At 61.3% G+C, this 26,189-nt stretch carries 28 protein-coding genes and 1 tRNA gene; 11 read left to right on the top strand and 18 right to left on the bottom strand.

All coding sequences use genetic code 11. The features are described 5' to 3' along the window. Positions 1-4: 4 nt before the first annotated feature. Together SynA1825c_RS03055 and SynA1825c_RS03050 are read right to left on the bottom strand one after the other, a co-directional pair. A complete protein-coding gene (locus SynA1825c_RS03055; protein ID WP_186470228.1) occupies positions 5-406 on the bottom strand; it encodes a phage holin family protein in 402 nt (133 codons plus the stop codon). Beyond that, entirely contained in the window at positions 403-843 is a 441-nt protein-coding gene (locus tag SynA1825c_RS03050; protein ID WP_186470983.1) for a hypothetical protein, read from the bottom strand. Before SynA1825c_RS03050 ends, SynA1825c_RS03055 begins: the two co-directional genes overlap by 4 nt. Positions 844-897: 54 nt before the next feature. On the opposite strand from SynA1825c_RS03050, the gene SynA1825c_RS03045 reads away from it, so the two are divergent. From SynA1825c_RS03045 to SynA1825c_RS03035, 3 genes are all read left to right on the top strand, one after another. After that, positions 898-1,308, top strand: a complete 411-nt coding sequence (locus SynA1825c_RS03045) for a hypothetical protein (RefSeq protein ID WP_186470227.1) — start codon at positions 898-900, stop codon at positions 1,306-1,308. 104 nt (positions 1,309-1,412) lie between these two features. After that, a complete protein-coding gene (gene smc, locus SynA1825c_RS03040; RefSeq protein WP_370593770.1) occupies positions 1,413-4,961 on the top strand; it encodes a chromosome segregation protein SMC in 3,549 nt (1,182 codons plus the stop codon). Positions 4,962-5,021: 60 nt separating this feature from the next. Beyond that, positions 5,022-6,176: a PRC-barrel domain-containing protein gene (locus SynA1825c_RS03035; RefSeq protein ID WP_186470225.1), complete on the top strand. Its 1,155-nt coding sequence runs from the start codon at positions 5,022-5,024 to the stop codon at positions 6,174-6,176. Between the two features lie 28 nt (positions 6,177-6,204). On the opposite strand, the gene msrB is transcribed toward SynA1825c_RS03035, so the two are convergent. From msrB to SynA1825c_RS03020, 3 genes are all read right to left on the bottom strand, one after another. After that, positions 6,205-6,630: a peptide-methionine (R)-S-oxide reductase MsrB gene (gene msrB / locus SynA1825c_RS03030; protein ID WP_186470224.1), complete on the bottom strand. Its 426-nt coding sequence runs from the start codon at positions 6,628-6,630 to the stop codon at positions 6,205-6,207. A gap of 26 nt (positions 6,631-6,656) precedes the next feature. Beyond that, the gene (locus tag SynA1825c_RS03025) at positions 6,657-7,943 is read right to left on the bottom strand and encodes a glycosyl transferase (RefSeq protein ID WP_186470223.1); all 1,287 of its coding nucleotides are present in this window, start codon (positions 7,941-7,943) and stop codon (positions 6,657-6,659) included. 28 nt (positions 7,944-7,971) lie between these two features. Then, positions 7,972-8,053, bottom strand: a tRNA-Leu gene (locus tag SynA1825c_RS03020). Between the two features lie 148 nt (positions 8,054-8,201). On the opposite strand from SynA1825c_RS03020, the gene accC reads away from it, so the two are divergent. Beyond that, positions 8,202-9,548, top strand: coding sequence for an acetyl-CoA carboxylase biotin carboxylase subunit (gene accC, locus SynA1825c_RS03015; RefSeq protein WP_186470222.1), 1,347 nt, complete (start codon positions 8,202-8,204; stop codon positions 9,546-9,548). A gap of 33 nt (positions 9,549-9,581) precedes the next feature. Here the strand turns inward: accC and SynA1825c_RS03010 are convergent, their stop codons facing one another. Next, a complete protein-coding gene (locus SynA1825c_RS03010; protein ID WP_255477041.1) occupies positions 9,582-9,890 on the bottom strand; it encodes a YggT family protein in 309 nt (102 codons plus the stop codon). A 110-nt stretch (positions 9,891-10,000) separates the two neighbouring features. On the opposite strand from SynA1825c_RS03010, the gene psbX reads away from it, so the two are divergent. The 4 genes from psbX to SynA1825c_RS02990 all read left to right on the top strand — a co-directional run bounded on the left by psbX (position 10,001) and on the right by SynA1825c_RS02990 (position 12,184). Continuing rightward, positions 10,001-10,123 (top strand): photosystem II reaction center X protein, encoded by a 123-nt coding sequence (gene psbX / locus SynA1825c_RS03005; RefSeq protein ID WP_186470221.1) that lies wholly within the window; start codon positions 10,001-10,003, stop codon positions 10,121-10,123. An 80-nt stretch (positions 10,124-10,203) separates the two neighbouring features. Continuing rightward, complete coding sequence (locus tag SynA1825c_RS03000; RefSeq protein WP_186470220.1) at positions 10,204-11,169, top strand: Ycf66 family protein; 966 nt, start codon at positions 10,204-10,206, stop codon at positions 11,167-11,169. Between the two features lie 38 nt (positions 11,170-11,207). Next, on the top strand, positions 11,208-11,699 hold the full coding sequence (locus SynA1825c_RS02995) for a Tol biopolymer transporter periplasmic protein (protein WP_186470219.1): 492 nt from the start codon (positions 11,208-11,210) through the stop codon (positions 11,697-11,699). Further along, positions 11,696-12,184 carry a hypothetical protein gene (locus tag SynA1825c_RS02990; protein ID WP_186470218.1) on the top strand — a complete coding sequence of 163 codons (489 nt, stop codon included), beginning with the start codon at positions 11,696-11,698 and terminating at the stop codon, positions 12,182-12,184. Before SynA1825c_RS02995 ends, SynA1825c_RS02990 begins: the two co-directional genes overlap by 4 nt. Before the next feature lie 14 nt (positions 12,185-12,198). Here the strand turns inward: SynA1825c_RS02990 and SynA1825c_RS02985 are convergent, their stop codons facing one another. From SynA1825c_RS02985 to SynA1825c_RS02975, 3 genes are read right to left on the bottom strand one after another with little or no spacing between them, the layout of a single operon-like run. Next, positions 12,199-12,414 (bottom strand): chlorophyll a/b-binding protein, encoded by a 216-nt coding sequence (locus SynA1825c_RS02985; protein ID WP_186470217.1) that lies wholly within the window; start codon positions 12,412-12,414, stop codon positions 12,199-12,201. Between the two features lie 9 nt (positions 12,415-12,423). Beyond that, on the bottom strand, positions 12,424-14,409 hold the full coding sequence (locus tag SynA1825c_RS02980; protein WP_186470216.1) for an ABC transporter ATP-binding protein/permease: 1,986 nt from the start codon (positions 14,407-14,409) through the stop codon (positions 12,424-12,426). Positions 14,410-14,433: 24 nt separating this feature from the next. Beyond that, positions 14,434-14,775 (bottom strand): histidine triad nucleotide-binding protein, encoded by a 342-nt coding sequence (locus SynA1825c_RS02975; RefSeq protein WP_186470981.1) that lies wholly within the window; start codon positions 14,773-14,775, stop codon positions 14,434-14,436. Positions 14,776-14,848: 73 nt separating this feature from the next. Here SynA1825c_RS02975 and SynA1825c_RS02970 point away from each other — a divergent pair, with 73 nt between their 5' ends. Further along, on the top strand, positions 14,849-16,423 hold the full coding sequence (locus tag SynA1825c_RS02970) for a YifB family Mg chelatase-like AAA ATPase (protein WP_186470980.1): 1,575 nt from the start codon (positions 14,849-14,851) through the stop codon (positions 16,421-16,423). 32 nt (positions 16,424-16,455) lie between these two features. Here the strand turns inward: SynA1825c_RS02970 and SynA1825c_RS02965 are convergent, their stop codons facing one another. The 5 genes from SynA1825c_RS02965 to def form a co-directional block, all read right to left on the bottom strand. Next, positions 16,456-16,599 (bottom strand): hypothetical protein, encoded by a 144-nt coding sequence (locus tag SynA1825c_RS02965; protein WP_186470215.1) that lies wholly within the window; start codon positions 16,597-16,599, stop codon positions 16,456-16,458. Between the two features lie 92 nt (positions 16,600-16,691). Next, the gene (gene rpsU / locus SynA1825c_RS02960) at positions 16,692-16,862 is read right to left on the bottom strand and encodes a 30S ribosomal protein S21 (RefSeq protein ID WP_006043142.1); all 171 of its coding nucleotides are present in this window, start codon (positions 16,860-16,862) and stop codon (positions 16,692-16,694) included. 42 nt (positions 16,863-16,904) lie between these two features. Beyond that, on the bottom strand, positions 16,905-17,561 hold the full coding sequence (locus SynA1825c_RS02955) for a DUF3747 domain-containing protein (protein WP_186470214.1): 657 nt from the start codon (positions 17,559-17,561) through the stop codon (positions 16,905-16,907). Between the two features lie 56 nt (positions 17,562-17,617). Next, a complete protein-coding gene (locus SynA1825c_RS02950; RefSeq protein WP_186470213.1) occupies positions 17,618-17,815 on the bottom strand; it encodes a hypothetical protein in 198 nt (65 codons plus the stop codon). A gap of 4 nt (positions 17,816-17,819) precedes the next feature. Beyond that, positions 17,820-18,425 (bottom strand): peptide deformylase, encoded by a 606-nt coding sequence (gene def, locus SynA1825c_RS02945; RefSeq protein WP_186470212.1) that lies wholly within the window; start codon positions 18,423-18,425, stop codon positions 17,820-17,822. Positions 18,426-18,489: 64 nt separating this feature from the next. Here def and SynA1825c_RS02940 point away from each other — a divergent pair, with 64 nt between their 5' ends. Then, the gene (locus tag SynA1825c_RS02940; protein WP_186470211.1) at positions 18,490-20,418 is read left to right on the top strand and encodes a S9 family peptidase; all 1,929 of its coding nucleotides are present in this window, start codon (positions 18,490-18,492) and stop codon (positions 20,416-20,418) included. On the opposite strand, the gene SynA1825c_RS02935 is transcribed toward SynA1825c_RS02940, so the two are convergent. Then, positions 20,403-21,077 (bottom strand): class II aldolase/adducin family protein, encoded by a 675-nt coding sequence (locus tag SynA1825c_RS02935; protein ID WP_255477040.1) that lies wholly within the window; start codon positions 21,075-21,077, stop codon positions 20,403-20,405. The two genes, SynA1825c_RS02940 and SynA1825c_RS02935, sit on opposite strands and share 16 nt — an antisense overlap. Continuing rightward, complete coding sequence (gene mtnA, locus SynA1825c_RS02930; RefSeq protein ID WP_186470210.1) at positions 21,070-22,182, bottom strand: S-methyl-5-thioribose-1-phosphate isomerase; 1,113 nt, start codon at positions 22,180-22,182, stop codon at positions 21,070-21,072. Before mtnA ends, SynA1825c_RS02935 begins: the two co-directional genes overlap by 8 nt. A 103-nt stretch (positions 22,183-22,285) precedes the next feature. Between mtnA and SynA1825c_RS02925 the strand changes: the two genes are divergently transcribed. Further along, the gene (locus SynA1825c_RS02925) at positions 22,286-23,719 is read left to right on the top strand and encodes a sodium/glutamate symporter (protein ID WP_255478436.1); all 1,434 of its coding nucleotides are present in this window, start codon (positions 22,286-22,288) and stop codon (positions 23,717-23,719) included. A 12-nt stretch (positions 23,720-23,731) separates the two neighbouring features. On the opposite strand, the gene SynA1825c_RS02920 is transcribed toward SynA1825c_RS02925, so the two are convergent. Continuing rightward, positions 23,732-25,012, bottom strand: a complete 1,281-nt coding sequence (locus tag SynA1825c_RS02920) for a SufS family cysteine desulfurase (protein ID WP_186470208.1) — start codon at positions 25,010-25,012, stop codon at positions 23,732-23,734. After that, on the bottom strand, positions 25,009-26,187 hold the full coding sequence (gene sufD, locus SynA1825c_RS02915) for a Fe-S cluster assembly protein SufD (RefSeq protein WP_186470207.1): 1,179 nt from the start codon (positions 26,185-26,187) through the stop codon (positions 25,009-25,011). The genes SynA1825c_RS02920 and sufD overlap by 4 nt, the downstream gene beginning before the upstream one ends. Positions 26,188-26,189 lie beyond the last annotated feature (2 nt).

Genomic DNA, 26,189 nt, shown 5'->3' with positions numbered 1-26,189 from the left:
AGGGTCAAACCTTGCCGAGAAGCGCACGAATCGTCTTGGTGACACCATCCAACGTCTGCGGCAAGAAGGGTCCCTTCAGCACCTGTCCGCCGATGCGCAAACTGACGCCAGCAACGGCCAGATTCAACACAGCCAGCGTGAGCAAAGATCGCAGCAACGACCAGCCCCCGACCTCCAGCATCCACACCAGCAAGGCCGCTTCAGCTGTCACCAGGGCGAGCAGCATGAGTGTTCCACCCATTGCCAAGAAGACGCCACCACTGATCAGGCGGCGTTTTTCGCGGTCCACCTCCTGCAGGGCGATGCGCACATGGAGATCCATGACGGATCCCGCCAGCGCGGTGACTCTGGCAGCAGCTCCAAGGCCACGGGGCCGAGAGTCCTGCTGACGCGGCAGTTCACTCATGAGGACCTCCCACCGCCGCGGATGATGGCACCCACCAAGACACCCACACCGGCCGCGACCGCCAACGCCAGCAAGGGGCGCTCACGCACAGGTTTCTCGATCTTGGGCCGCAACGTTTGGTTGAGCTCATCCAGAAGTCGCTCCAGTTGCTCCTCCAAAGGATCCAGGCTGTCTGCCAGATGCTTTGTGCGATCCCCAGCCTGATGCAGCAGTTCCTCGAGCTGGATGCTGACCACATGACCGGCGCGATCGCTGTGCTTCGAAAGCAGCTGCACCACCTCATCAAAGCTTCCGCGCGTGGCCTCGAGTGCCTGTTGCGTCACCTCAGGCCAACGTTGCTGGATCTCAGGCACCAGCGACTCGAAACGATCTCGGAATCGATGCGCCAGATCGGGCGACTGCTCAGGCACGTCGGCAGGGGATGGTGCTGAATCCATGACGGTGCTGACATCCTCACGCAGGGTAAGGGTGGTGACAGCCGGAGGAAACCCATGGGTGCGCATCCGCTGCGCTACGTGCTGCTGGAGCATTTCGGTGCTCCGGACGATCCGCGCGGCTGCCATCTCGATCTGCTGCTGGAAGACGGTGACAGCTGCCGCAGCTGGCGACTGGATGCCATTCCTGGCCTCGATGGCCCGGCAGTCAGAGCCACCGCCTTGCCACCGCATCGGTTGGTGTGGCTCGATCGGCAGGCCGCCGCAGTCTCTGGCGGCAGAGGTTGGGCTCGCCGTGTGGTGGGCGGCGCGATGGCCGCTCCCCTACCTCCCGACCCCTTAGCGCCGATTCACGTGCTCCTCTCGGGTCTGGAAATGATCGGTCTGCCCGAGCAGGTGGTGCTGGATTTGGAGGGGAATCAATGCCGTCTGCGAAGCAGCAAAACGCTTTCTAAAGACAGCACTTGAGGTTTTCCGAAGCTCCGCTAATTTCGATGAGCTAACAGCCGTGGCCCCTGTTGGTACATATCAATCAGGTTGGGCTAACGCAGTTCAAGTCCTTCGGTGGGGCCATGACGATCCCTCTTGAGGAGGGATTCACGGTAGTGACCGGACCCAACGGCTCCGGCAAGAGCAACATCCTGGATGGGGTGCTGTTCTGTCTGGGCCTGGCCAACAGCCGTGGCATGCGCGCAGATCGCTTGCCCGATCTCGTCAACAGTGGCGTTCTCAAGGCCGGCAAATCAGCGGAAACATCCGTGAGTGTGCGTTTCGACCTGTCGGACTGGCAGCCCGATGCAGCCGAAGAGGGCCTGGAGGCCCCGGATGAAGGCCCCTGGATCCATGCGGATCAGAGGGAATGGACGGTCACGCGCAAATTACGGGTGATGCCGGGCGGTTCTTACAGCAGCAGCTACAGCGCCGACGGCATCCCCTGCAACCTTCAACAACTGCAAACCCAGTTGCGGCGTCTACGCATCGATCCGGAAGGCAGCAACGTGGTGATGCAGGGGGACGTCACCCGCATCGTGTCGATGAGCAACCGCGATCGCCGCGGGCTGATTGATGAACTAGCCGGAGTGGCCCTGTTCGACACCCGCATCGAGCAAACACGACGCAAGTTGGATGAGGTTCAGGAACGACAGGAACGCTGTCGGATCGTGGAGCAGGAGCTGCTGACAGCCCGCCAGAGACTGGAGAAAGATTGCGCCAAGGCACGCGCTTACCAGGAGCTCAAGGAACAGGTGCAACTTGGACGGCGCCAGGAGCTTGTGCTGGCCTTTGAAGCCGCCCAGGCCGAACGTCAACGCTTGCAGCAACGCCAGCAGCAACTGGGCGAACAAGACGAGCGTGATGCGCGCACGATCGAGCAACGGGATCTCACGCTGCAGGAATCAGCGAAGCGTCTTCAGACGCTGCAGAACAGTGTTAAGGCACTGGGAGAAGACCAGCTTCTAAGCGTGCAGGCGGAACTGGCTGGCTTGGATCCGCAGAGCCGCGAACTGGAGCGCCAGGCGGCACAGCATCAACAAGAGGGCGAACGCCTCCAGGGGCTGCGGCATCAGCTTCAGGCCCGCCGCGGCCAGCTCCAAGCCGAGAGCGACACACTGAACCTCCAGACCGATACCGATGGCCTTGAGAAGGTGGAGCAACTCTGCAGAGAGGCGGAAGCGGCGGTTGAACTGTCTCGGCGTCGGCTCGGAGAAGTGGCTGGCCGATCCGGGAGCTGGCTGGAGGAACAGAAGCAACGCTCTGGGCGGCGACAGGAACTGCTGAGATCCATTCAGCCGCTGCAAGAGGAACGTCAACAGCTAAAGGAACGCCGACGCCAAGACGAGGAACGCCAGCGTGAGCTGGAACAGGATTGTGACCAAGACGGCGCTGAGGATCAACGCGTTCAGGGACTTCTCGAACAGCTCGAGCAGGAGTGGCAGACCTTGCTCGAATCGATCAAAAACGGCAAGGAACAGCTTCAGCAGTTACTGGAGTCAGTCGCGATTCAGCAACGCACCCGCTCTCGGCTGGAACAGGAGCAAGCGCGGCTTGAACGGGACATCGCCCGTCTCGACAGCCGTCGGGAAGCGCTGCAGGAAAGCCGAGGCACCGGCGCACTCCGGCTGCTGCTGGAATCCGGTCTGGAGGGCATTCATGGTCCGGTCGCCCAGCTTGGAGAGGTTGAAGACCGCCACCGGCTGGCGCTCGAAGTGGCCGCCGGTGCACGCATGGGCCAGGTGGTGGTGGATGACGACCGCATCGCCGCACGCGCCATCGATCTGCTCAAAAGTCGACGGGCCGGACGCTTGACCTTTCTGCCGCTGAACAAGATCCGCGCACCCGGTGGTGGTGGTGCCGCCATGGCACGGGGACGACGCCCGGAAGCCACCGGTGCTGGAGGCCTGGTGGGTCGCGCTGTGGATCTCATTCGCTATGAGCCGATCTACGCAGACGTCTTCGCTTATGTGTTTGGAGACACCCAGGTGTTCTCTGACCTCAGTAGCGCGCGTCAGTTCCTAGGACGCTCGCGCGCGGTGACCTTAGAAGGTGAATTGCTCGAGAAAAGCGGCGCCATGACCGGTGGCAGCTTCTCCCAACGCAGCGGCGGCTTGAGCTTCGGCATCAGCAGTGATGGTGACGAGGCCGCCCCCTTGCGCCAGCGACTGCTGGAACTGGGTGAAACCCTCGCCGCCTGCAGGCGGGAAGAACAACGGCTGGTGGAAGCGGTGGATCAGCAGCGTCCCGCGCTGCGTCAGCTGGAGCAACGCCAGGCGGCGCTGGAGGCCGAACGTCAGGCCGCCAAGCGCGCCCATGGCCCATTGCTGGAACGCGTGCAACAGCGTCAACGCAAGCTGAATGAGCTACAGCAAGCCCAGCAGTCCCATGAACAAAGGCTGCAGCAACTAACGGCCAGCCTGACCCCAATGCACACCGAGCTGGAGCAGCTCAACCAGCAGGAGTCCGCAGTGGAAGCCAACGGTGATGCCGAGCGCTGGCAGGCACTGCAGCAGGAACTGGAACAGGCTGATGCGGGACTGGAAACGGCCCGCCGTCAACGGGATGCCCTACTTCAGCAGGAACGTGACCGCCAACTCTCCCAGCAGAGATTGGCGGATCAGCAACAGAGCACCGAACGGGAGGAACAGTCGCTGCAGCAAGCGGTGCAGACCCTCGCCGACGCCCATGGCCGCTGGAGAGAACAGCAACAGGCTCTGAAAATCCGTCGCGAGTCACTCGAAGCCCAGCAGCAGCAACTGCAGACGCGTTTCGGAGAAGAGCGCCGGGCCCGGGATGAGGCCGAAGCGGTAGTGGCCCAACAGCGCCAGGCATTGCAGCAGGCTCGCTGGGAGCTGGAGCGACTGCGAGAAGAACGCGCGGCCCTGGATGAGCAGCTGCGCAGCGGTGGCATCCGCCTGGAAGAACTGCGCAACACCCTTCCCAATCCGCTTCCGGAGATCAGCGACGACCTGCGCGAAGCAGGACTAGAGCAGCTTCAGGAACAACTGCAGCAGCTGCAAGGCCGCATGGAAGCCCTGGAACCGGTCAACATGCTCGCTCTCGAAGAGCTCCAGGAGCTGGAGCAGCGGCTTGGGGATCTTGGAGAACGCCTGGATGTGCTCAGCCAGGAACGCGAGGAACTGCTGCTGCGCATTGAAACGGTGGCCACGCTGAGGCAGGAGGCGTTCATGGAGGCGTTCACCGCGGTGGACAGCCATTTCAGAGAGATCTTCGCCAGCCTGTCCGACGGCGACGGCAAACTTCAGCTCGACAACCCGGACGATCCCCTGGAGGGAGGACTAACACTGGTGGCGCATCCCAAAGGCAAAGCGGTTCGGCGGCTAGCGGCCATGTCCGGAGGGGAGAAATCGCTGACGGCGCTCAGTTTTCTCTTTGCTCTGCAACGCTTCCGCCCCTCTCCCTTTTATGCCCTTGATGAGGTCGACAGCTTCCTCGATGGGGTCAATGTGGAGCGTCTCGCCGCCTTGATCGCACGGCAAGCCGAACAGGCCCAGTTTCTGGTGGTAAGCCACCGGAGGCCGATGATCGGTGCCTCGACACGCACCATTGGCGTCACCCAGGCACGTGGCGCCCACACTCAGGTGGTGGGCCTTCCGGATGCCGCCTGATCTTCCCTCCTTGAGTCCTTGCGTCAAAATGGCCGCAATCACTCCGGCTGAGGCCTGCGGTTGAGCTTGTCGTCAACAACGAACGATCCTTTGGCCAACGTGCCCAGTGACCGCCTCTGGCTGAGGTCGGAACTGATGGGCACACAGGTGATCACCCGCGACAGCGGACGTCGCCTCGGCGTCGTGGGCGAGGTGATTGTGGACATCGACCGGCGTGAAGTGGTGGCTCTGGGGCTGCGCGACAACCCCCTCACACGCTTTTTGCCGGGCCTGCCGCGCTGGATGCCGCTCGATCGCATCCGTCAGGTCGGCGACGTCATCCTGGTCGACTCAGCAGATTCTTTGAGCGAAGGATTTTCGGCGGACCGTTACAGCCGAGTGATCAATTGCCAAGTGATCACTGAATCCGGGCAACAGCTTGGCCGGGTGCTCGGCTTCTCCTTTGATATCGAAACCGGTGATCTCACCACCCTGGTGATGGGTGCGGTGGGGGTGCCGCTCCTGGGTGAGGGCGTCCTGAGCACCTGGGAAATTCCCGTGGACGAGATCGTCAGCAGTGGCGCTGACCGGATCATTGTTTACGAAGGAGCTGAAGAGAAGCTCAAGCAGCTCAACAGTGGATTCCTGGAGAAGCTCGGGGTTGGGGGCTCCAGCTGGGACGAGCAGGAACGGGATCGTTATCGGCTCAACGTGGTGCCTGTCGAGAACCAGCTGAGCTCCGGCCAGCCAACGGAATCAGCACCCCGTCAGCTCGAGGCGTCCCAGGCCGAATCCTTCCAAGCCGAGCAACCGGAGTTGGAATACGTCGAACTCGAGCAGCCTCGGGAACAAGAGCAAACAATGCGGCGTTACCTCGACGAGATGCCGATGAACGACCCGGAGCCCTACCGGGATCCGGACCGCTATCGCAGCCGTGGCCTGGAACAACAGGAGCGCACCTACAGAGATCCCGAACCCCGCTTGAATGAGCCTCGCAGGGACTGGGAACAACCTGCTGCTTACGACGAAAGACCTCGTTACGACGATCGGCCACGCCCAGCGTCCAGGCGACCCGTGGAACGCCCGGGGGCTCCGCTGGACGTCGAACCGATGGAAAGAGAGCGGCTGCCCATGGACTTTGAGCCCCGCAATCGCGCCCCTCGGGATCCAGAACCGCCACAGCGAGCCCCCCAAGAGCAGCAGGCTCCGAATGAACCGTTGGATGATCCCTGGTGATTGCTCACCAGATCCCATTCAGATCAAATCAATCGGCATCTGCCCCTTTGAATTGCAGAGAAGCGCTGTTGACGCAGTAGCGCTGCCCTGTGGGAGTGGGGCTGTCCTTGAACACATGGCCCAGGTGTCCATCACAACGAGCGCAGAGGATCTCGGTGCGGACCATCCCGTGGGTGCGGTCTTCTTTGGTGCGGATCGCACCCGAGCTGACACCCTCCCAGAAACTGGGCCAACCGGTGCCTGACTCGAATTTGGTGCGTGAACTGAATAAGGGGGCATCACAGCAGACGCAGTGATACATCCCATCCTCCTTGTGATTCCAGTAAGCACCAGTGAAGGCACGCTCAGTACCCCCTTGACGGGCAACTTGAAACTGTTCAGGGGTGAGCTGCGCCCTCCATTCCTCCGGAGAGCGTTCGATTCGATCGCCACCGACGGAAGTTGGACTGGTCATGGTCAAGGCGCTGCACTTGAAAAAAGCTAGTCGGAAAGCGCCAGTGGCAGCAGCTCCTGAACCTGTTTCGCCAGAGCCGCTACTGCGCCGGGCTGTCCACGCAAGGCCCTCAGGTCCTGTCGCTGACCTTCAAGCCGCTCGGGCGACTGCAGCCACTCCGATGCTTCCATGGCGATCTGAGCAGGCGTGATCGGACCCACTCGTTCAGGCACCACCATGCGGCCCGCGGAGATGTTGGGCCAGGCCAGAAGACCGTGATTGCGCAAGCGCCAGGCACTCAACAGCCACCCGATCACACGATTCAACCCCGGGAGCCGCGCCACCAGCCCCATCCATCCGTCCCAGGCCTGCATCACCCCCAGATGCTGCGTGGGCACCAGCACAATCATGGGGACTCCCAAAGCCCCCAGCTCAGCAGTATTTGCACCCACGGTGGTCAGCGCGAGGGCGCACTGACTGAGCACACCATGGGCTGGCGGTTCTTCTTGCAGATGAATGAGTGTTCCTGCTCGGGTGAGTAAACGCCGCCACGGCCAGCTATCACCCGGTGGCAGCAGGGTTTGGATACCGGCCAGATAACTCGCCGCGATGGGATTGGAAAGCTCCAGATACCGAAGCAGCTCCTCAACGCTGGTGGTGGGAGCGACCGGCAGCAGAAAATGGCACCCAGGACGCTCGGCCGCCAAACGGTCCGCTGTCTCGACCAGGAAAGGAACGCCAACGGAAAGCTTGGCCGGCTTGGATCCCGGCAACAGAGCCACCCATTCCCCCTTAGGCAGAGGGTCTTGAGCCCGGGCGTGGCTGGAGAGATCGGCCATGAGATCTCCCACCACTTCGCAACGGGAACGCAATCGCCTGGGCAGCTGATCGCGCACCGACGGGGCCATGGCCGCGATGCGGTCATTCCAACGGGGCCATCGCGCCACCCATTCCGCGTAGGTGATGTGGCGGTAACCAAGACGCGCTGAGAGCAACACCGTCCAGAACTGATCGCCCCCCAAAAACACCACCACCCCCTGCGATGGCCAGCTGCCAAACCGCTGGGGACGCAGCAGCAGAGACCAAAAGTGACGTGCCGGAATGATGCGGTCGAACTGGCTCCAGCGACTTGCTGCATCCGCCTCCTGTCCTGTGGCATTGGGACAGGGCACCAGCACCAAAGAGAGGCTCAGTGCCGATTGCGGAGCGCGGGGCCGCAACAGGAGTTGGCGGTGCAACGCTTCCGCTAAGGGGCGGACCCAGGTGCTCAATTCACCCGGACCGTTGGACACAAACAGAATTGAAAGCGTTGGATCCGGGGTTCGGAGCGTCACGCGTGCCGGATCGTGCTGGGAAAAAGAATGCGGATGGCGAGACTTGAACTCGCAAGGCCGAAGCCACACGCCCCTCAAACGTGCGTGTCTACCAATTCCACCACATCCGCGTGGTTGATTCAGCCACTCGGGCTGTATCGCAGAGAAATATACCGGCTAGGGGGCCCATCCCCAGCAAGCCCAGACGTCGATGCTCTCTCGCGCAGGAACGGTAAACGCAGTCACTGATACGATCCGCCCTGGCTTTGAAACTGCGGGATGCCCATCGGCAAGGTGCTGATCGCCAACCGCGGCGAAATCGCTCTCAGAATCCTGAGGAGCTGCAGGGAACTTGGTATTGGCACGGTCGCTGTGTACAGCACCGTTGACCGCAATGCTCTGCACGTTCAGTTGGCGGATGAAGCGGTTTGCGTGGGCGAGGGGCCGAGCAACCGCAGCTATCTCAATGTTCCCAACATTCTTGCGGCAGCCACATCCAGGGGGGTCGATGCCATCCACCCCGGCTATGGATTCCTGGCCGAGAACGACAAGTTTGCGGAGATGTGCCGCGACCACGGCTTGACGTTCGTCGGCCCATCGCCGCACGCGATCCGGTCGATGGGCGACAAGTCGACCGCCAAATCGACCATGCAAGCGGTTGGTGTCCCGACCGTTCCCGGCAGTGAGGGGCTCCTAGCCAATCCTTCAGAGGCCGCAGCCCTGGCCGAATCCATGGGCTACCCGGTGATGATCAAGGCCACTGCCGGAGGCGGAGGTCGCGGCATGCGCCTGGTTCAGAGCCCTGATCAGCTCGACACACTCTTCAAGGCTGCTCAGGGCGAGGCGGAAGCGGCCTTCGGTAACCCCGGGCTGTACATGGAGAAATTCATCGACAGGCCGCGTCACGTGGAAGTGCAAGTGCTTGCGGATCGTCACGGCAACGTTGTGCATCTGGGCGAACGCGACTGCTCGATCCAGCGCCGTCACCAGAAACTGCTCGAGGAGGCTCCCAGTCCGGCCCTCGATCCTGAGCTGCGACGCCGCATGGGCGACGCCGCCGTCGCGGCAGCCCGCAGCATCAACTATGAAGGCGCGGGCACCGTCGAATTCCTGCTGGATCGCAACGGCGGTTTTTATTTCATGGAGATGAATACCCGCATTCAGGTGGAACATCCTGTAACCGAAATGGTCACCGGTGTCGACCTAATCACCGAGCAGTTACGCATCGCAGGTGGCGAACCGATCAGCATTCGTCAAGAGGAGATTCAGCTGCGCGGTCATGCCATCGAGTGTCGAATCAACGCCGAAGACGCTCGCCACAATTTCAGACCAGCACCGGGAAAGATCACCGGATGGCTCCCCCCCGGCGGCCCCGGCGTTCGCGTCGATAGCCACGTGTACACGGGCTATGACATCCCACCGTTCTACGACTCCCTCATTGGGAAGCTGATCGTGTGGGGAACCAATCGCAACCATGCGCTTGCACGCATGAAACGAGCACTCAACGAATGCGCCGTCACCGGCATCCCTACGACCGTTGACTTCCATTTGGAAATGCTGGATAGGCCGGAATTCATCAATGGTGATGTGCACACCAAATTCGTCGAGCAGGAAATGCTCCCCTGAGTCGGCTCGCTCAGCAAACACCCCGTCCAGACATCAGGCCACGATCTGAGCGCGCATCAGGATCTGAGACAGGACCCCCTGCTGCCCGACGAGCAGCTCACGCAACAGGCTGACGAGCCCTAACCAGATGACTGGCGTGACATCCACTCCGCCGATGGGAGACACCACACGGCGCGTGAGCGACAGCACCGGCTCCGTCGGCCAGATCACGAACGCCCAGACCCCTGAGGCCGAGTTCACCTGGGGATACCAGGTGAGCACAATCCGCATCAAGAACATCAGGCTCCAAGCTGCCAGGAGCAGGCCAAGGATCAGATGGATCGATGGCAGAACCTGGAGCATCGTCGGCGTCACAAAGCTCAAAACATTGGCCACGGCATCGTAGAAAGTCGTCGCTGATCTCTAAGATCTGCTCCATTCAGTCTTTAGACGTCGGTTCCGACTCGATCGTTATGACCCCATCCCTCGCCAACTTCCTCAGCAGCCTGGCCTGGGGTGCCGTGATTGTGGTGGTCCCCGCCTCGATCGGCCTGTTTTTCCTCAGTCAGACCGACCAGGTCGACCGCAAGCTCTGATACCGCTGGCGCGCTTCGTAAACTGGGTGTGAAAGTTTCCGGTCTCTAGTGACCGGACCACCCAATCAGAGGGCCTCAACGTGGTTAACGCCAGTCTTAACTGGGCCAGCATTGTGGGCATCGTTCTTGCCGTGGGCGGGGCGATGCTCTATTTCATGCGCAGTTTTAAACCTGCTCTCGCCCGCGACTACGACGTTTTCTTCGCTGCCATCGGTCTTCTGTGCGGCGGCATCTTGTTCTTCCAGGGCTGGAGACTCGATCCCATCCTTCAATTCGGACAGTTCCTGCTGGCGGGCACAACAGTGTTCTTTGCCTACGAGAGCGTTCGCCTGCGAGGTGTTTCGGCAGAGCAAGCCCGTCGCTCCGCATACTTCGATGACGAGCCTCCAGCAAGGGCTCCAGCTGGAGGCATGCGTGGCTACGACGACAGCTACGACCGCTTCGATGAACCCCAGCCCGTCAGGCGACGGTTTGCGGCCCAGGACTTCGATGAGACGGAAGGACCGGAGCAAGATTTCTATCGCCCGCGCCGGAACTCAAGAGCCGCCATCCCCGAGCAGGCCGCCAGCCGCAGGCGGGGCCGCCCCGATGCATCCTCCGCTTGGGCTGGTGACAGCGAGCAGGACCGTCGGATGGCGCGATTCGGCAATCGCGATGACGAGGGTTCAACTTCGGGTCCCAACTTTGGCGATCGCCGCACCAGCAAAGACGATCAACGCCGCGGCAGCCGCCCTAGCGCCGCTGCACGCAACGACAGCACAGCCTCTCCTCGTGCAGCTGTGAATGATTCCAAACCTTCAGGGTCCCGCCCCTCGGCAAGCAGCCGTGCACCCATGAACGGGCAGCCAGGGGTTCCGCAGGGCACCCCATATCGGCAAGCTGCCGAAGACGCGGCTTACAGCCCCAGCCGACGGACCAACAACGCTCCATCATCAGCAGCTCCCTCATCGGCCGCCTCGTCCCCAGCCGTCCGCCCACAGGAGCCTGGCCGGACGCCACCCCGGAGTTCCCGTCCACGGGACAACAGTTCCCGCTTCGACGACTGATCCACTTCACCCCGCTGCTGCTGCTCGTGGTCAGCTTGATGGCGACCGGGTGCAGCGGCAGATCCCAACGTGCCCCTGGATCGCTCCTGCCTGAACAGCAACAGGAACCTGCCTTGAGCGGTGATGGACGCAAGCTGGCGGTGATTACGGACCAACGCGGCCGCGCGACGGTTCAGCTGAAAGATCTTCGGGATGGGCGATCGCTGCCACTTCGCCACCTGAATCGAAACCAGCCCCATAGCTCACCCTCTCTGAGCTGGAACGGGCGCTATCTGGCCGTGATCGTCCAACGGGGAAACCGCCGGATGGTTCTTGTGGAAGATCGCCTTAGCGGCCGCGCCCACCCCCTGCGACTCCCATCGGGGCGCAACCCAGTGCGGTTGAGCCTTGCACCGGATGCGCGGCGCCTGGCCGTTCAGACCGCAGAACGCGGTCGCTGGCAGGTGGAGATTCTCGATCTCAGCGGTGTGCTGGAACCCGACAACCCAGGAGGCCTGCGCCAGAGCACTCCGATGGAGTCCACGCCATGACCAGGCCTGACAGGGTGATCATCGCCTTGTTGGCGAGCCTTTCTCTTGCCAGTTGCAGCGGATCAGGACTCAGACCGCAAACAGCGATCAGCAGCGCCTTGCAACGCAGCGCGGATAGTCGTCGCTGGCCAGACCTGAGCGACCGCTGGATGGTCTCCATCGCCAGCCGCAACGGACGCGAGCGCATCGAGTTGGTGGATCTAAGCAGCGGTTCACCAGTGCCACTGCCAGGCCTGAATCAGGCGGATGCACAACCCGTGAGTGTGAGCGTCAATGCTGATGGCGACAGAATTGCGCTGGTGCGTCAGCGCAACGGGCAGACCGAACTCAACCTCTACCGACGCAACGTTGGACTGCTGCAACGACTGCCCCTGGAACCCGCAGGCGTTCCAAGGAACGTGAGCCTCGACGGCTCTGGACGCCTACTCGCTGTTCAGGTGAGTCGCAGGGGACAGTGGGACGTTGACTTGATCCGTCTGCCCTGAGTCGCTGCACGCGGTCAGGACACCAGGCCAGCCCAGTGCAGGAACGTGTCATGGCTGATGGCTTCAACCACCAGCACGGCGACAAATCCGATCATCGCGAAACGGCCATTCACCCGTTCGGCGTAAGCACTCCAGCCGAAAGCGGGAATGTCTGTCGTGGTGGCACTGGGGGTCGGAATCGCTTCGGCTTCAGCCCCCTGGCCATTGGCGTCGGCACTGCTGGTGGTCATGCGCAGGGATCAGGAATGCCCAAAGTCATAGCTGGCGGCAGGGAGGAGCTGCCAGCCACCCTGACCATCCAAGGCCAAAACGGTGTCGTGGAACGATTTCAGCGTGGGCCGGTGGCCGATGCTGATCACAGAGAGTTCGCGTTGGCGTAGCAGCGAGTAGAGCCGATCTTCTGTCGCCACATCCAGAGCGCTCGTCGCTTCATCCAGCACCACGAACCGCGGTGCGTTGAGCAGCAACCGTCCAAAAGCGAGCCGCTGCTGCTCACCCAGCGACAGGATCCGGGGCCAATCCTGCTTCACGTCAAGATCGGGATAGCGGTTGAGCAATCCGCCGAGATTGACCTCCTGAAGCACATGACGAAGCTGATCGTCGCTGTAGCGGCTTTCGTCCGTGGGGTAGCAAAGCTGCTCGCGCAACGATCCCAGCAGCATGTAGGGCTTCTGGGGAATGAACAGCAAGTCTCCAGTAGCCGGTCGCATCACATCGCCACGACTGGGAGTCCAGAGACCACTAATCATGCGCAGCAATGAGGTTTTGCCACAACCGGAGGGACCCACCACCAGCAGACGATCCGCCTCCCCAACGCTGAGGCTCAGATCGCGGAGGATGGGCAACTGACTCCCTGGAGGCGTGAGGTCGGCATGGCGGATCACAATCGAATTGGACGCCTGCTGGACAGGCGACACATCGATGGTGTCGCAACTGACTTGCTCAACCTGACTCTGGAAGCCTTCAAGACGCGTCACACCGGCCGTGAATTTGGCGAGTTCATCGATGCGGTTCACAACAAACAGCAGTGAACCCTCCACCATGTTGAACGCGAATCCCGCCTGAACAAAACGCCCGTAGTCGATCTCGCCTGCAAAAAACGGACCGGCCATGATCAAATAAGGGAAAAAGATGCCCGCATATCCCACCGATCGTTGCATGGCGCTAATGATCACCTGCCACACAATCAAAAGATTGAAGTTGTCCACAACTGTGCCAAGCCTTCGGGACGTTTCCTGGCGCTCAGGCTCCTCCCCCGCATAAAAGGCAATTGACTCGGCATTGTTGCGTATGTGAACCAAGCCATAACGAAAATTCGCCTCATAACGCAACTGGTCAAAGTTAATTCGCACCAAACGGCGCCCAGCAAAAACCAGCAATGTTGTCGTCAAAAGCGCATAGGCAAAAAGGTAAAATGTTAACCTTTGGCTAATCGTCCAAAGAATAAGAATATTGAGCGAAAACGTTAAAATTGCATCAAAAATACCCAGTGTAAACAACAGACTTTGCTCAGTGAATGCCTTCACATCGTCCGTGATTCGCTGATCAGGGTTATCAAGACCCGTCGACTGCTCGTCATTTGGGTTCAAGACGTAATAAGCCCTATTACTCAAATATTCATCGATCAATCCACTCGATAGCCACTCACGCCAGATCAAACCGAGCTTGGCCGTAAAATAAATTTGAGCCGTGCGGATGGGCAACGCAACAACAAAACAAGATGCATAAATCGCGAGAATTCGATTAAAGCCCTCTTGCTGTCTCGCAACCAAGGCATTGGTGATGTCTCGCGCAATAAATCCGATTCCGGCATTGATGCCATTGACCGCGAGCAACATCAGCACAATGACCCCAAGCAAGAGCCAATGCAGCCAGCGTCGATTGCGCAGCTGCTGGCGCATCAGCAGAAATGACGATGCACCCAGCACAAACAGTGCTGAAAAAACGACACCCCACCAGCCACTCCAGATGCCATCAATGGTGGTACTGATGCCACCGAAATATTTCTCAGTCAGTACTGGAAGCAGTTGCTCCAAAAGATTGATCAAGCCCGTGAGGGCCACCAACACCAGGCCACCCACGCAGAACAGAAGCGAAAGCAGCAGCCATGAGAATTGCCAACCGGAGGCCTGATCGAGAGGGAGGAAAAATGGCTGGGCGAGGTTACGAAGCCTCTTCAGCTGGCCCGAAAGGCCAGCAGCAGGCGCCACAGAAGAATTGATCATGACGACATTCTGACCAGCTCAGGCCTAGCCGGGAGGCCATGCGAGCTCACGACCGCCGATCACGTGCACATGCAGGTGAAACACAGTCTGCCCTGCGCCAGCGCCGCTGTTGATCACCGTCCGCCAGTCATCCAGACCTTCCTGTTTTGCCACCTTGGCGGCAACCAGCAGAAGGTGACCGAGCAGAGCAGCGTGCTGATCGCTGGCTTCACGCAGGCTGGGGATCGGCTCGCGCGGGATCACCAGCACATGAATCGGAGCCTGAGGCGCGACGTCGCGGAAGGCGAGGCAACGGTCGTCGCTGTAGACCTCATCGCAGGGAATCTCGCCCCGCAGGATGCGGGAAAAGATCGTGTCCTCGGCCATGGCGCAGAAGCTCGCATGCAGGGGGAAATGAGACAGGCGGGGCACATGAACCGTGCACCGCCTAACCAAGCCAATGCTGGCACGCTGCCTCAGCGCATCTCTGCTCGGATTCGACGCCATCCCTGTGACTGTGGAGGTCGACCTCGCCCCTGGACTGCCTGGCCTCCAGCTGGTGGGACTACCCGATGCTGCCATCCAGGAATCACGCGAACGGGTGAGAGCCGCGCTGCGCAACAGCGGTTTCCGCGGTCCTCTGGTGCGGGTGGTGGTGAACCTGGCACCTGCCGACCTGCGGAAGGAGGGCCCCTGCTTCGATCTGCCCATCGCCTTAGCACTACTGGTGGCCAGCGGACAACTGGATGCCACCGTCCTGCGTGGACTCTGGTGCGCTGGCGAACTCGGACTGGACGGGAGCATCAGGCCCTGCCGCGGCATTCTCGCGATTGCCTGCCAGGCCGCTGAGCAGAAGGCACGCGGGCTTGTCGTGGCCGGCGAGGACGCCGCAGAGGCCTCATTGGTGGACGACCTGACTGTGATCAGCGCCAACACACTGCATGACCTGGTGAAGAGTCTCAAGGTGAGCAGGGAACTCGGCGAAAACCATCCTTCAAAGGCATCGATGCTGGCCACGCCATCGGCCCCGCCCCCACCTCCGACCAGCAGCTCATCACCCAATTGCTCCTCACCCAACACCCCCTTGGCACACCTCCCGGGCCAGCGCGTGGCACGGCAAGGACTGGCCCTTGCTGCCGCGGGCGGACATCACCTGTTGTTGGTGGGGCCGCCTGGTTGCGGCAAGACACATCTGGCGCATCAATTGCCAGCCCTGCTTCCACCCCTGAAACGGCAAGAGTCGCTAGAAATCACTCGGCTCCACTCCATTGCCGGCTTAACCCGAGGTCATGGGCAATTGATCCGTACGCGGCCGTTCCGGAGTCCGCACCACACCACTACATCAGCGGCCTTGCTGGGGGGTGGCGCGCATCCACGCCCAGGAGAACTGAGCCTGGCCCATGGAGGCGTGTTGTTCCTTGATGAAATGGCGGAATTTCCCAGATCTCTGCTGGATCAACTCCGGCAGCCTTTAGAAGAGGGAGCGATCTGGCTCAGCCGATCGCGTCAGCGCTGTCGCTTTCCTAGTCGCGTGACTCTGGTGGCTGCCACCAATCCCTGCCCCTGCGGATGGGCCGGGGATCCCCGCTGCACATGCAGCGAGCTCAAGCGCAAGCGGTACTGGAATCGACTGTCGGGCCCCCTGCTGGACCGCCTGGATCTTCAACTGAAACTGGAGGTTCCCGCTGCCGACAACCTGCGGCACTGTTTCGGCGAGGACGCGACAGATCTGGAGCCGCGCCTGAATGCGGAAACGATCCTGCAGGCGAGAGAACGAATGATGGAACGGAATCCAGATCAAAGGACCAACCGAGACCTCGACGCCAAAGCGCTCTACGAGAGCGGTCAGTTCAGTGCCGAAACAATCGATCGCTGGGAAGCCGTCGTCCATGCCCGCAGGCTGAGCCTTCGCAGTGGATTGCGCCTGCTGCGTGTGGCCAGGAGCGTTGCCGACCTTCGCGCTAGCGAATCAGTCGATGTTGCCGACCTGGCGTCAGCGCTCTGTTTTCGAAGTTTTGATCTCGAGCAATCCTGACGCCAGATCACCACGAATGACCTAAGAGCACCTCAGCGGCCATGCACAGGCACATCCCTGTAGGGCTGTGGGCCAATGGCCGGAGGGTTGGTCAACTTTTCTTCCCTGGGATTGCCCATGGCATGAGACAAGGTCTCCATCACCCAGGAACGGAATTCATCGAACTTGCGACCCATGATCAGCCTCGTCTCTTCACTCAGTCTCGGCGCAGAAAGAGACGACGCCAACAGGCCGAAATACCGAACTTTCAGCCTGTTCGGTGCGCGGATCAGCGACGGCGACGGCGCTGTTGAGCCTTGCGCTTGTACTTCTCGATCGGGGTCTCGTGGTGACGCAGACGCTTGAGGTCAGCGAAGATCCCTGCTTTCGAGACCTGACGCTTGAACCGGCGCAAAGCCGACTCGATGCCTTCGTTTTCGCCGACCGTGACCTGAGTCATTCAACAAGCAGGGATTTAAGCTCTCCAACTTAGCAAGCGGCCTCAGGGAGTCATTTCAGCGCCACCGTCTTGGGTGGTGTCTGCGGCCTCCGCATCAGCAGCCTCCGCATCAGCCGATTGCTCCTCAACGCCAGCGGCTGGCTGGATGGCATCGCGATACACGTAGAGATGGCCCAAAGTTTTGGTGCCGTACTGACGACGCTTCAAACTCCAGCCCGGTTCAAGCACTAGCTGGATGAAACCGTTGCCAGGACCACCGGCTTTAGCCACCACCAGCGTGGGTTGGGCTGGATTCTTGGTGGGAACGGCAATCAACTCAATGTCATCAGCCGTCTTGGTCACCGAGAGTCGATAGCGCGTGCCCAGGTCGTCTCCACCGATGCGCAGGGAATAGCCATTGCCATCGATGTAGCGGTTGCAGATCCCGGTGAAGTCGAATGTCGCCATCAGGGGATCGACCACGGCAGGAGCACTTCCCTTGACCTCGTAACAGGGACGGGCACTGGTTCTCTGTTCGTAGATGTTGAGCTGAGATCTGGGCCCAGAGCCGATCGGTGCTGCTACAAGAACGAATTTCGATTCGTCTACATCAGCGAAAGTGAATAGGGAGCCCTGCGCACGCACCGAGGAGTTCAGCTCCGTGATGAGGGTGGAGCCGAAGACAGCGAGAGCGGCAGCGGCGATCCGAAGACGGGCCATCAGAGCAGAAGGATGTGTTGGGATCGTAAAAGTGAGGAGGTGCTGCGTCTGCGGGTTCAGGCCGGTTTGTTCAGCCGAATCGCAACCAGAAGTGACCCGACGGTGGCGGGAAGGCTCAGACCCAAAATCCAGCGCGTTGTAGCGACCCCCAGATCAGGGTCTCCATAGGAGAGCTCAAAGACGCTTCCGGTGGCGGCGATGCCCAGCACACAGGCGAGGGCCAAAAACAGCCCTGCAAGAGGTTTCATCGGCATGGGATCAGGAGAGGGCGCGAACGTCAGAGGACTGGAAGCCATGATCCTTTAATTCTTTGTCGAGTCCCCCGACATCCGTGACACGGTCCACGAACAGCACGCCGGTGAGATGGTCCATCTCATGCTGGATGCAGCGGGCCATCAATCCATCGGCCTTCATGGTGCGGGGACGCCCCATCTCATCGCGGTAGCTCACCTGCACAGCACTGGGACGCACCACATCGAGATACACCCCGGGAATGCTCAGACAGCCCTCCTCGTAGGTGTCAAGGCTGGCGCTGGCGGAAACAATTTCAGGATTGATCAGCACCAACGGTGGCGTGCTGGCGTTCTCCGGATCCAGGTCGATCACCAGCAACTGCTTATGGACTCCCACCTGAGGCGCCGCCAGGCCGATCCCACGAGCGGTGTACATGCTGCGCAACATGTCGCGGGCCAGATCGCGCACAGTCGCATCCACCTTGCCGATCCGGCGGGCATCGAGACGCAAGACGTCATCGCCAAGCGTGTGGATCTCAAGCGGGGGAACTTCAAGAGGTGTCTTCGGGACAGCCACCGTCGAGCCGGATTTTTCCGCAGATCGTGCCAACTGGGCGAAGCTCCTTGCCAAGGTCTCAACCTGCGTCCTGTCTGCGCTGATCTTAGGCAGTCTCCTCTGAGCACGAAACGTTCCCATGAGCCGTCCCCAGCCTCTCTCCGCCCGGACTGCCCTTGGACGGTCTCCGGCGTTCAAAGAGCCCCGACTGCTGGGGAACTGGGTGCTGTGGCTGGAACAGCGCCCTCAAGAGAAAGGGCGCACCACGGCCTTGATCAGGCCCTGGGGCCAGCCCGACATCACGCCGCAGGAACTAACACCGGCACCCACCAACCTGCGCTGCCGCATTCATGAATACGGCGGTGGGCCTCTTTCCGCAGCAGCGAACGGGGACGAACTGCTCCTCATCTGGGTTGACGACCAGGACCGCTGCCTTTGGCAGCAGAGCTGGCAAGGATTGCTATCGCCGCAGCCAACGGCCCTCACAGCCGCATCAGCGCTCACACGCCTGACTGCACCAGGCACGGGTTCCCTGGGAGGCGGCGTGATCGATCTGCAGCGACAGCGGTGGCTTGGTGTGCTGGAGCGGGATGGACGCGACCACCTCGTGAGCGCTGCTCTGAATCGGAGCGATCAAGAACCGCTCGTGCTGCACAGCGCCGCTGATTTCGCCGGCTATCCAGCCATCAGTGCGGATGCTCAACAGCTGGCCTGGGTGGAATGGCAGCAGCCGGCGATGCCCTGGGATGCCTCAGAGCTGCATTGCGCCTCGATCGACACCCAAGGCCAACTTGGGAACCACCACACCCTGGCAGGCAGCCGCCCCAGCGCAAAGAAGCGCATCTCCGTGTTTCAACCCCTCTGGCTGCCAGACGGAACCTTGGTGGCTGCGGAGGATTCAAGCGGTTGGTGGAACCTCTTACGCCAAGCCAACCACGGCAGTGCCAGTGCCTCTGATAACGACCAGAACTGGGCGCGTCCCTGGCCGATGCAGGCGGAAACCGCCATGCCCCAGTGGGTGTTCGGCATGCGCACCACCGCCTGGGATGGCACTCACTTGCTGGCTGCGATTTGCACCGAGGGGCGTTGGCAGCTCACACGGCTGTCCAGTGATGGCGGCACCAGCCCGGTGGCTCAGCCCTTCGACGACCTTGCGGATCTTGATGCCGATGCCGGACGAGCCGTGGCCATCGCCAGCAACAACAGCATCGGCCAGGGGCTCCTGGAGCTGGACCTTCACAGCGGCACGTGGTGGCACACCCCTGCCACCGAGGCGGTGTTGGAGCCTGACGCCATCAGCACCGCGGAACCATTGTGGTTTGAAGGCGCCAACGGTCAGCGCACCCATGCCTGGTATTACCCGCCCAACGCAGGCGCAAACCAAGAAGCGCCCTTGCTGGTAAAGAGCCACAGCGGACCCACCGCCATGGCCCGCCGCGGCCTCAACCTGGGCATTCAGTTCTGGACCAGCCGCGGTTGGGGGGTGGTGGATGTCAACTACGGAGGCTCCACCGGTTTTGGACGGTCCTACCGGGAACGTCTCAATAACGGTTGGGGGGTGGTGGATGTGCAGGACTGTGCCGCCGCCGCAACGACACTGGTGCAAGCCGGCAAGGCACACCCGGAGCGGATCGCCATTGAAGGAGGCAGTGCCGGGGGTTTCACCACCCTGGCCTGCCTCTGCTTCACCGATGTCTTCCGCGTTGGAGCCTGTCGTTACGCAGTGAGTGACCTCAGTGCCTTAGCCAAGGAAACCCACCGGTTTGAAGCGCGGTATCTCGACACCCTGGTGGGTCGATGGCCGCAGGAACAGTCGCATTACGAGGAACGCTCACCACTGCAGCATGCCGATCGGATTCGATGCCCCGTGATCTTTTTCCAGGGCCTGCAAGACAAGGTCGTCGTTCCTGAGCAGACCGAACGGATGGCAGCCGCCCTTAGGGCCAAGGGCATCCCGGTTGACGTGCAGACCTTCGCCGAAGAAGGCCACGGCTTCCGAGACAGCGCGGTGAAGGTCCAAGTTCTGGAAGCCACGGAAACGTTCTTCCGTCATCACCTCGGACTCTGATCCTGTTGTCCGTAGTGCAGGCCCTTGAATTGGGCATGAACCTGCTGCATCTGCGCTGCTGTCAGCAGCGGAGGAGCGCCCAGCTGGAGAGCCTGCAAATACATTCGCGCCAAAGTCTCCACCTCCACCGCCAACCGCAGAGCCGCCTCCAAATCAGCGCCCAAGGTCACCAGTCCATGCCGGGCCAGCAGACAGGCATGGCGCTGCACCAGAGCTGTCACCACGTGGTTCGACAGCTCAGCGGTGCCGAAGGTGGCGTAAGGAGCACAGCGGATGTCGTCCCCTCCGGCCACAGCCACCATGTAGTGAAAGGCGGGAATGCCGCGGTCATGACATGCCAGAGCGGTGGCATGGATGGGATGGCAATGAAGCACGGCCATCGCTTCGGGGCGTGAAGCGAGCACATCCGCATGCAGTCGCCATTCGGATGACGGTCGTCGCTGGCCTGACTGCAGCGGTTGCCCCTTCAGATCAAGGGCCACCAGATCATTGGCCTGCATCTGCTCATAGGGAAGCGAGCTCGGGGTGACCAACATCCCGCCCTCGATGCGTACGGAGAGATTTCCAGAAGTTCCCTGATTGAGACCGATGTCGTTCATGCGACGACCGACGCTCACCAGCTGCTGACGCAGCAGCAGCTGGTGCTGTGGATCAGCCACAGCCGTACAACCCCTGAAGCCCCGGCTCGCTGGCTTCGGCAACACCGCGATCGGTGATCAAGGCCGTGACCAGCCGTGCTGGAGTCACATCAAAGGCTGGATTGAATCCATCACTCCCATCCGGCGTGAGCTGCACCTGAGCCAGCTCACCGGCAGCGCCCCCTGTGAGCACCCGACCTTGAATCGCCGTCACCTCAGCGGCGGACCGCGCTTCGATAGGGATCTCAGCGACACCGTCATCCAGGGTCCAGTCAATAGTGGAGGCCGGCAACGCCACATAGAAGGGCACGTGATTGTCGTGGGCTGCGAGCGCCTTCAGATAGGTGCCGATCTTGTTGCACACATCCCCACGGCGGGTGGTGCGGTCGGTGCCCACGATCACTGCATCCACCTCTCCGTGCTGCATCAGATGACCACCCGCGTTATCGACGATCACGGTGTGCGGCACCCCTTCACAGGCAAGTTCGTAGGCCGTGAGGGAAGCGCCCTGGTTGCGGGGGCGGGTCTCATCAACCCACACGTGCACCTTCAGCCCAGCGCGATGGGCCTTGTAGATCGGCGCCAAAGCTGTCCCCCAGTCCACGGTGGCAAGCCAGCCGGCATTGCAGTGGGTCAGCACCTGAAACGGCTGATCCTGACGGGAAGGGGGACGAGCCGCCGCCAACTGCTGGAACAGCCCGAGACCGTGATCACCGATGGTCGAGCACATGGCCACATCCTCATCTGCAATCAAACCGGCTTCCTCCCTAGCGGCTGCCGCACGTTCGTTGAGGGGCAACGAGATCACACGGTCACGCACCCGCTCCAGGGCCCAGCGAAGATTGATTGCCGTCGGACGGGTGGCATTGAGCTGATCGAAGGCCGCCACCAAAGCCGCATCGCTGGGATCGACCTGTAGCGCAAGCATCAGGCCATAGGCACCCGTCACGCCGATCAACGGAGCCCCGCGAACCACCATCGTGCTGATCGCAGAGGCCGCCTGGTCACAACTGGTAAGGGTGCGGGTGCAGAAGTGATGAGGAAGCTGCGTCTGATCAATCACCCAAACCGATCGACCATCCGGTTCCAGGCCGATAGTGCGCCAGGCCTGACCGTCAATGTTCATGCGCGGGGGTGAACGGAGAACCTTGATCAATTTGCCTCCCCGCTTCCCGCCACGACCAGCGCACCACGGGAGATGGCAACCTGCCCACACTTGCAATGCGGGCTTGGAACTCAAGCTGTTTGATGTTCTCGTGGCCTTCTCCGGGCTCAGTCTGCTGCTGCTCCTGGGGATGGCCTTACGGCAAAGGCTGCGCTGGCTGAGGGTTCTGGGCATTCCGGAAGCCCTCGTGGCAGGACTGCTCGGACTGTTGATCGGTCCTTTCGGTCCCTGGTCCATCTTTCCCGAGCGGGTTTACCGGATCTGGGGTCAAACCCCTGGAGTGTTGATTGCACTGGTCTTCGCAACGCTGTTCCTCGGCCAGACCTTGCCGAGCCCTCGAGTGATCTGGAATCGGGCGGCAGGGCAGACCGCCTTCGGCATGGTGCTCGGCTTCGGCCAGTACCTGGTGGGAGGCCTATTGGTTCTGCTGGTGCTCCAGCCTTTGCTCGGATCGAGCCCCTTGTTGGCGGCACTGATCGAAGTGGGCTTCGAAGGTGGCCATGGCACGGCGGCAGGGATGGGAGCGACATTCAGCGAACTCGGGCTTCCGGCTGGTGAAACGCTGGGTCTGGCCATGGCAACAGTGGGCGTGCTCACGGCCGTTTTGCTGGGGAGCGCCCTCGTGGTGATCGGGCGCGGACGCAACTGGCTGGTGAGCGGAGATCCAGACGGCACCACCGCCACCGGGCGCACTCGCAAGGGCTTGAAGAGCACAGACCAGGACCCCATCTCCGCCGATGAGCGTCTGAGTCTGGAACGTGCAGCAGGCACGATCCAGCCGGAATCAGCCCGGTCGATGACCATCGACTCGTTGACCGTGAATGTGGCGCTCGCCGGAGGTGCGGTGGGTCTGGGCATCCTTCTCAAAGCCAGTCTCACCGGATTGGGGGGAGTGTTCGGTGGACCCGAAACCGCCAAGCTGCTCCAGGCCATTCCCGTATTCCCTCTGACCATGGTGGGAGGCCTGATCGTGCAGATGATCCTGCAACGCGCCCAGCAGACACAGCTGGTGTCCGCTGTGGCTCAGGCCAGTGTGGGATCTCTCGCCATGGATCTGCTGATCACGGCAGCGATGGCGAGCCTGAACCTGCCGTTGCTCGAAGACAACTGGATCCCCTTCCTGGCCCTGGCCATCGCGGGATTGAGCTGGAACGTCTGCGCTTTCCTCTGGCTAGCGCCGCGCATCTTCCGCGATCACTGGTTCGAACGAGGCATCGCCGATTTCGGTCAGGCAACGGGCGTGACCGCCACAGGACTGCTGCTGCTGCGCATGGCCGATCCATGGGGACGCAGCAGAGCCATGGAAGCCTTTTCCTTCAAGCAACTGCTGTTTGAACCCTTTCTGGGTGGGGGCTTGGTGACCGCACTCTCACCTCTACTGATTATCAGCTGGGGACTGCCTCGCTTCAGCGCTGCAGCGTTGGTGCTGACGTTGACCTCCCTGCTGTTGGGTCTGAGCCTTGGGCGCCGTCGCACCAACAGCGACGCACCAGCGTGATGAGCGGATGCTTCAGGCGTGTTCGCGGAAAAACGCGATCACGCTCTGAAGTTCGTCCGCAAAGCGATCAATCTCATCCACCGTGCTGGTGAAACTGAGGCTCGCTCGCGCAGAACCGGTCACGTTGTAATGGCGATGCAAAGGCTGGCAGCAGTGATGACCACTGCGGATGCAAATGCCCGCCAGATCGAGCATGGCGGCGATGTCATTGGCATGCACGTCCTCAACCAGGAAGGTGGCTAAGGCGCCGCGACCGGACTGCTGATCAGGAGTCGGCCCAAGAATGCGCAGTCCGTCGATACCCCGCAAGCGTTCAAACAAATGCCCCGTGAGCTGGGCTTCCCAGGCCTGAATGGTGTCTAGCCCGATGGACTGCAGATAACGGATGGCGGCACCCATACCCACAGCTTCACCGATAGCTGGTGTTCCCGCCTCGAACTTGTGAGGGAGCGACGCCCAGGTGCTGTGATCGAGGAACACATCCTGAATCATCTCGCCGCCGCCGAGGAACGGCGGCATCTCTTCAAGAAGCGATTGCCGTGCCCACAGGAAGCCCATCCCCGTAGGTCCGCAGAGCTTGTGGGACGAGCCCACAAGGAAATCAACATCGAGAGACGCCACGTTGATGGGCTTGTGAGCCAGGCTCTGGCAGGCATCCACGAGCACCAAAGCGCCGACGGCATGCGCCGCAGGAATGATCACGTCCAGCGGATTGCAACAGCCCAGAGCATTGCTGATGTGCACAAGGCTCATCAGGCGGGTTCGCGGGCTCAGCTTGGCTTGGAAATCATCGAGATCCAGCTCACCGGTCTCAGTGACGCCGACGTGACGAAGCACGCAACCGGTGCGCTGAGACAGCTGCTGCCAAGGCACTAGGTTGCTGTGGTGCTCCATCAGCGTGAGCAGCACCTCATCGCCTTCGCGCAAATTGGCATCACCCCAGGTGCGCGCCACAAGGTTGATTGCCTCAGTGGCATTGCGGGTAAACACGATTTCAGTGGCGCTGGCTGCACCAACGAAATCAGCGGTTGTCGCGCGGGCTGCCTCGAACGATTCGGTTGCCCTGGCACTGAGCTGGTGGGCACCACGGTGCACGTTGGCGTTGTCGGCGCTGTAGTAACGCTGCAGAGCCTCAAGCACCTGACGCGGCTTCTGGCTGGTGGCAGCGTGGTCCAAATAAACCAGCGGCCTGCCATCGGAAGCCTGCTGATCCAAGATCGGGAAATCGGCACGGGTCCGGGCCAGCAAGACGCCGAGATCCGCCTGCGACTGAGCTGACTGCATCAGCGTCATGAGCTCAGTCCTTCCATGACCCGCTCCAGCGGGCTCCAGACCTGGGCCGCTTCCGGCAGCTGCCCGATGATCTCCTGGCAGGCTCCACGCAAAAGCAATGCTGCGGCGTCAGCAGCACCGATGCCTCGACTCTGGAGATAGAAGAGCTCGTCTTCTTGAAGTTGCGAGACCGTCGCGCCATGAGCGCAGCGCACATCGTCAGCAACGATTTCTAGTTCAGGCTTGGTGTCGACTCTGGCGCGATCGGAGAGAAGAAGATTGCGGCTGAGCTGAGCGGCATTGGTGCGCTGCGCTTCGCGAGGAACGTTGATGGCACCGTTGAAAATGGTGTGCGAACGATCGGCCGCCAGACATTTCTGCAGTTGATCCAGCTCGCCTTCAGGGCCGTTGAAACTCACCGATGTGTGGGTGGCGAGCTGCTGCTCTGCGCTTGTGACTGCCAACCCTTTGATGGTGGTGGTGGCCTGTCCATCCACCTGAACGACGCGCGGTTCCAACCGGCCGAGCGACCAGCCCTGCACCACCGACGTGAAGGCATAGCGGCTGCGGGGCTCTTGCTCCACAGCGCAATGAGTCAACAGAGAGGCGGCTCCGCTAGACATCGCGAGGAAGCCGTGTCGCAATTGGGATTCCTGACCCAGATGGACTTCGATCACGTGGCTGTGAGCGTTGGTCCCATCTGCGAGCACCACCTCCAACAGATCGAGCGAGGCTTTCTCTTCAAGCAAAAGGAGCACGCGCGTCGCTGTGAGTCCATCGCCACCGGTCAGCACGACTTCAAGCGGTGGAACCGAACCACGAATGCGCAGAGCCAGCACCTGACGGCTTCTGGCGTGGTTGAACTCCACAGGCCAAGCCTCGGCGCAGCCACAGCGGTCGAGCGTATGCCCGAGAGCCTGTTTGAGCTCTGCTTCGGAGAGGACGCTGATGCCGGGCGGCAAGGTCAAACCCTCAAGAGGGTTGGCCTGACCATTCAGAACGAGACGCAACACGCCATCAGCACTGAACGGCAATGATCCATCACTGGCATCTGCACTGAGCGGCAACGCCGCCATGCACTCAAGCCGCTTCAGGTCGGTCAGTCGCCAGGGCTCCTGCCGACGGGTTGGCAGGCCCAACCGTTCGAGGGCCGCACGACCGCGTTCTTGGACTGGTGCGAGCACACTGTTGGCCATCA

The sequence above is a fragment of the Synechococcus sp. A18-25c genome (assembly GCF_014280035.1).
In the GTDB taxonomy this organism is placed as follows: Bacteria; Cyanobacteriota; Cyanobacteriia; order PCC-6307; family Cyanobiaceae; genus Synechococcus_C.
Note: the sequence above shows the minus strand (reverse complement) of the source record. Positions and strands in the feature narration are given on the sequence as shown.

Bases quoted from the DNA above. Each gene is read 5' to 3' on its own strand.
- SynA1825c_RS02940 (WP_186470211.1), top strand. From the start codon at position 18,490: ATGAGCCGTCCCCAGCCTCTCTCCGCCCGGACTGCCCTTGGACGGTCT.
- SynA1825c_RS02990 (WP_186470218.1), top strand. From the start codon at position 11,696: ATGACCAGGCCTGACAGGGTGATCATCGCCTTGTTGGCGAGCCTTTCT.
- psbX (WP_186470221.1), top strand. From the start codon at position 10,001: ATGACCCCATCCCTCGCCAACTTCCTCAGCAGCCTGGCCTGGGGTGCC.
- SynA1825c_RS03055 (WP_186470228.1), bottom strand. From the start codon at position 406: ATGAGTGAACTGCCGCGTCAGCAGGACTCTCGGCCCCGTGGCCTTGGA.
- SynA1825c_RS03050 (WP_186470983.1), bottom strand. From the start codon at position 843: ATGGATTCAGCACCATCCCCTGCCGACGTGCCTGAGCAGTCGCCCGAT.
- SynA1825c_RS03010 (WP_255477041.1), bottom strand. From the start codon at position 9,890: ATGCTCCAGGTTCTGCCATCGATCCATCTGATCCTTGGCCTGCTCCTG.
- SynA1825c_RS02975 (WP_186470981.1), bottom strand. From the start codon at position 14,775: ATGGCCGAGGACACGATCTTTTCCCGCATCCTGCGGGGCGAGATTCCC.
- sufD (WP_186470207.1), bottom strand. From the start codon at position 26,187: ATGGCCAACAGTGTGCTCGCACCAGTCCAAGAACGCGGTCGTGCGGCC.
- SynA1825c_RS02950 (WP_186470213.1), bottom strand. From the start codon at position 17,815: ATGCCGATGAAACCTCTTGCAGGGCTGTTTTTGGCCCTCGCCTGTGTG.
- msrB (WP_186470224.1), bottom strand. From the start codon at position 6,630: ATGACCAGTCCAACTTCCGTCGGTGGCGATCGAATCGAACGCTCTCCG.
- smc (WP_370593770.1), top strand. From the start codon at position 1,413: ATGACGATCCCTCTTGAGGAGGGATTCACGGTAGTGACCGGACCCAAC.
- SynA1825c_RS03045 (WP_186470227.1), top strand. From the start codon at position 898: ATGGGTGCGCATCCGCTGCGCTACGTGCTGCTGGAGCATTTCGGTGCT.
- SynA1825c_RS02995 (WP_186470219.1), top strand. From the start codon at position 11,208: ATGGCGACCGGGTGCAGCGGCAGATCCCAACGTGCCCCTGGATCGCTC.
- SynA1825c_RS02920 (WP_186470208.1), bottom strand. From the start codon at position 25,012: ATGACGCTGATGCAGTCAGCTCAGTCGCAGGCGGATCTCGGCGTCTTG.
- accC (WP_186470222.1), top strand. From the start codon at position 8,202: ATGCCCATCGGCAAGGTGCTGATCGCCAACCGCGGCGAAATCGCTCTC.
- SynA1825c_RS02980 (WP_186470216.1), bottom strand. From the start codon at position 14,409: ATGATCAATTCTTCTGTGGCGCCTGCTGCTGGCCTTTCGGGCCAGCTG.
- mtnA (WP_186470210.1), bottom strand. From the start codon at position 22,182: ATGAACATTGACGGTCAGGCCTGGCGCACTATCGGCCTGGAACCGGAT.
- SynA1825c_RS02955 (WP_186470214.1), bottom strand. From the start codon at position 17,561: ATGGCCCGTCTTCGGATCGCCGCTGCCGCTCTCGCTGTCTTCGGCTCC.
- SynA1825c_RS02965 (WP_186470215.1), bottom strand. From the start codon at position 16,599: ATGGGTCGCAAGTTCGATGAATTCCGTTCCTGGGTGATGGAGACCTTG.
- rpsU (WP_006043142.1), bottom strand. From the start codon at position 16,862: ATGACTCAGGTCACGGTCGGCGAAAACGAAGGCATCGAGTCGGCTTTG.
- SynA1825c_RS02985 (WP_186470217.1), bottom strand. From the start codon at position 12,414: ATGACCACCAGCAGTGCCGACGCCAATGGCCAGGGGGCTGAAGCCGAA.
- SynA1825c_RS02970 (WP_186470980.1), top strand. From the start codon at position 14,849: ATGCTGGCACGCTGCCTCAGCGCATCTCTGCTCGGATTCGACGCCATC.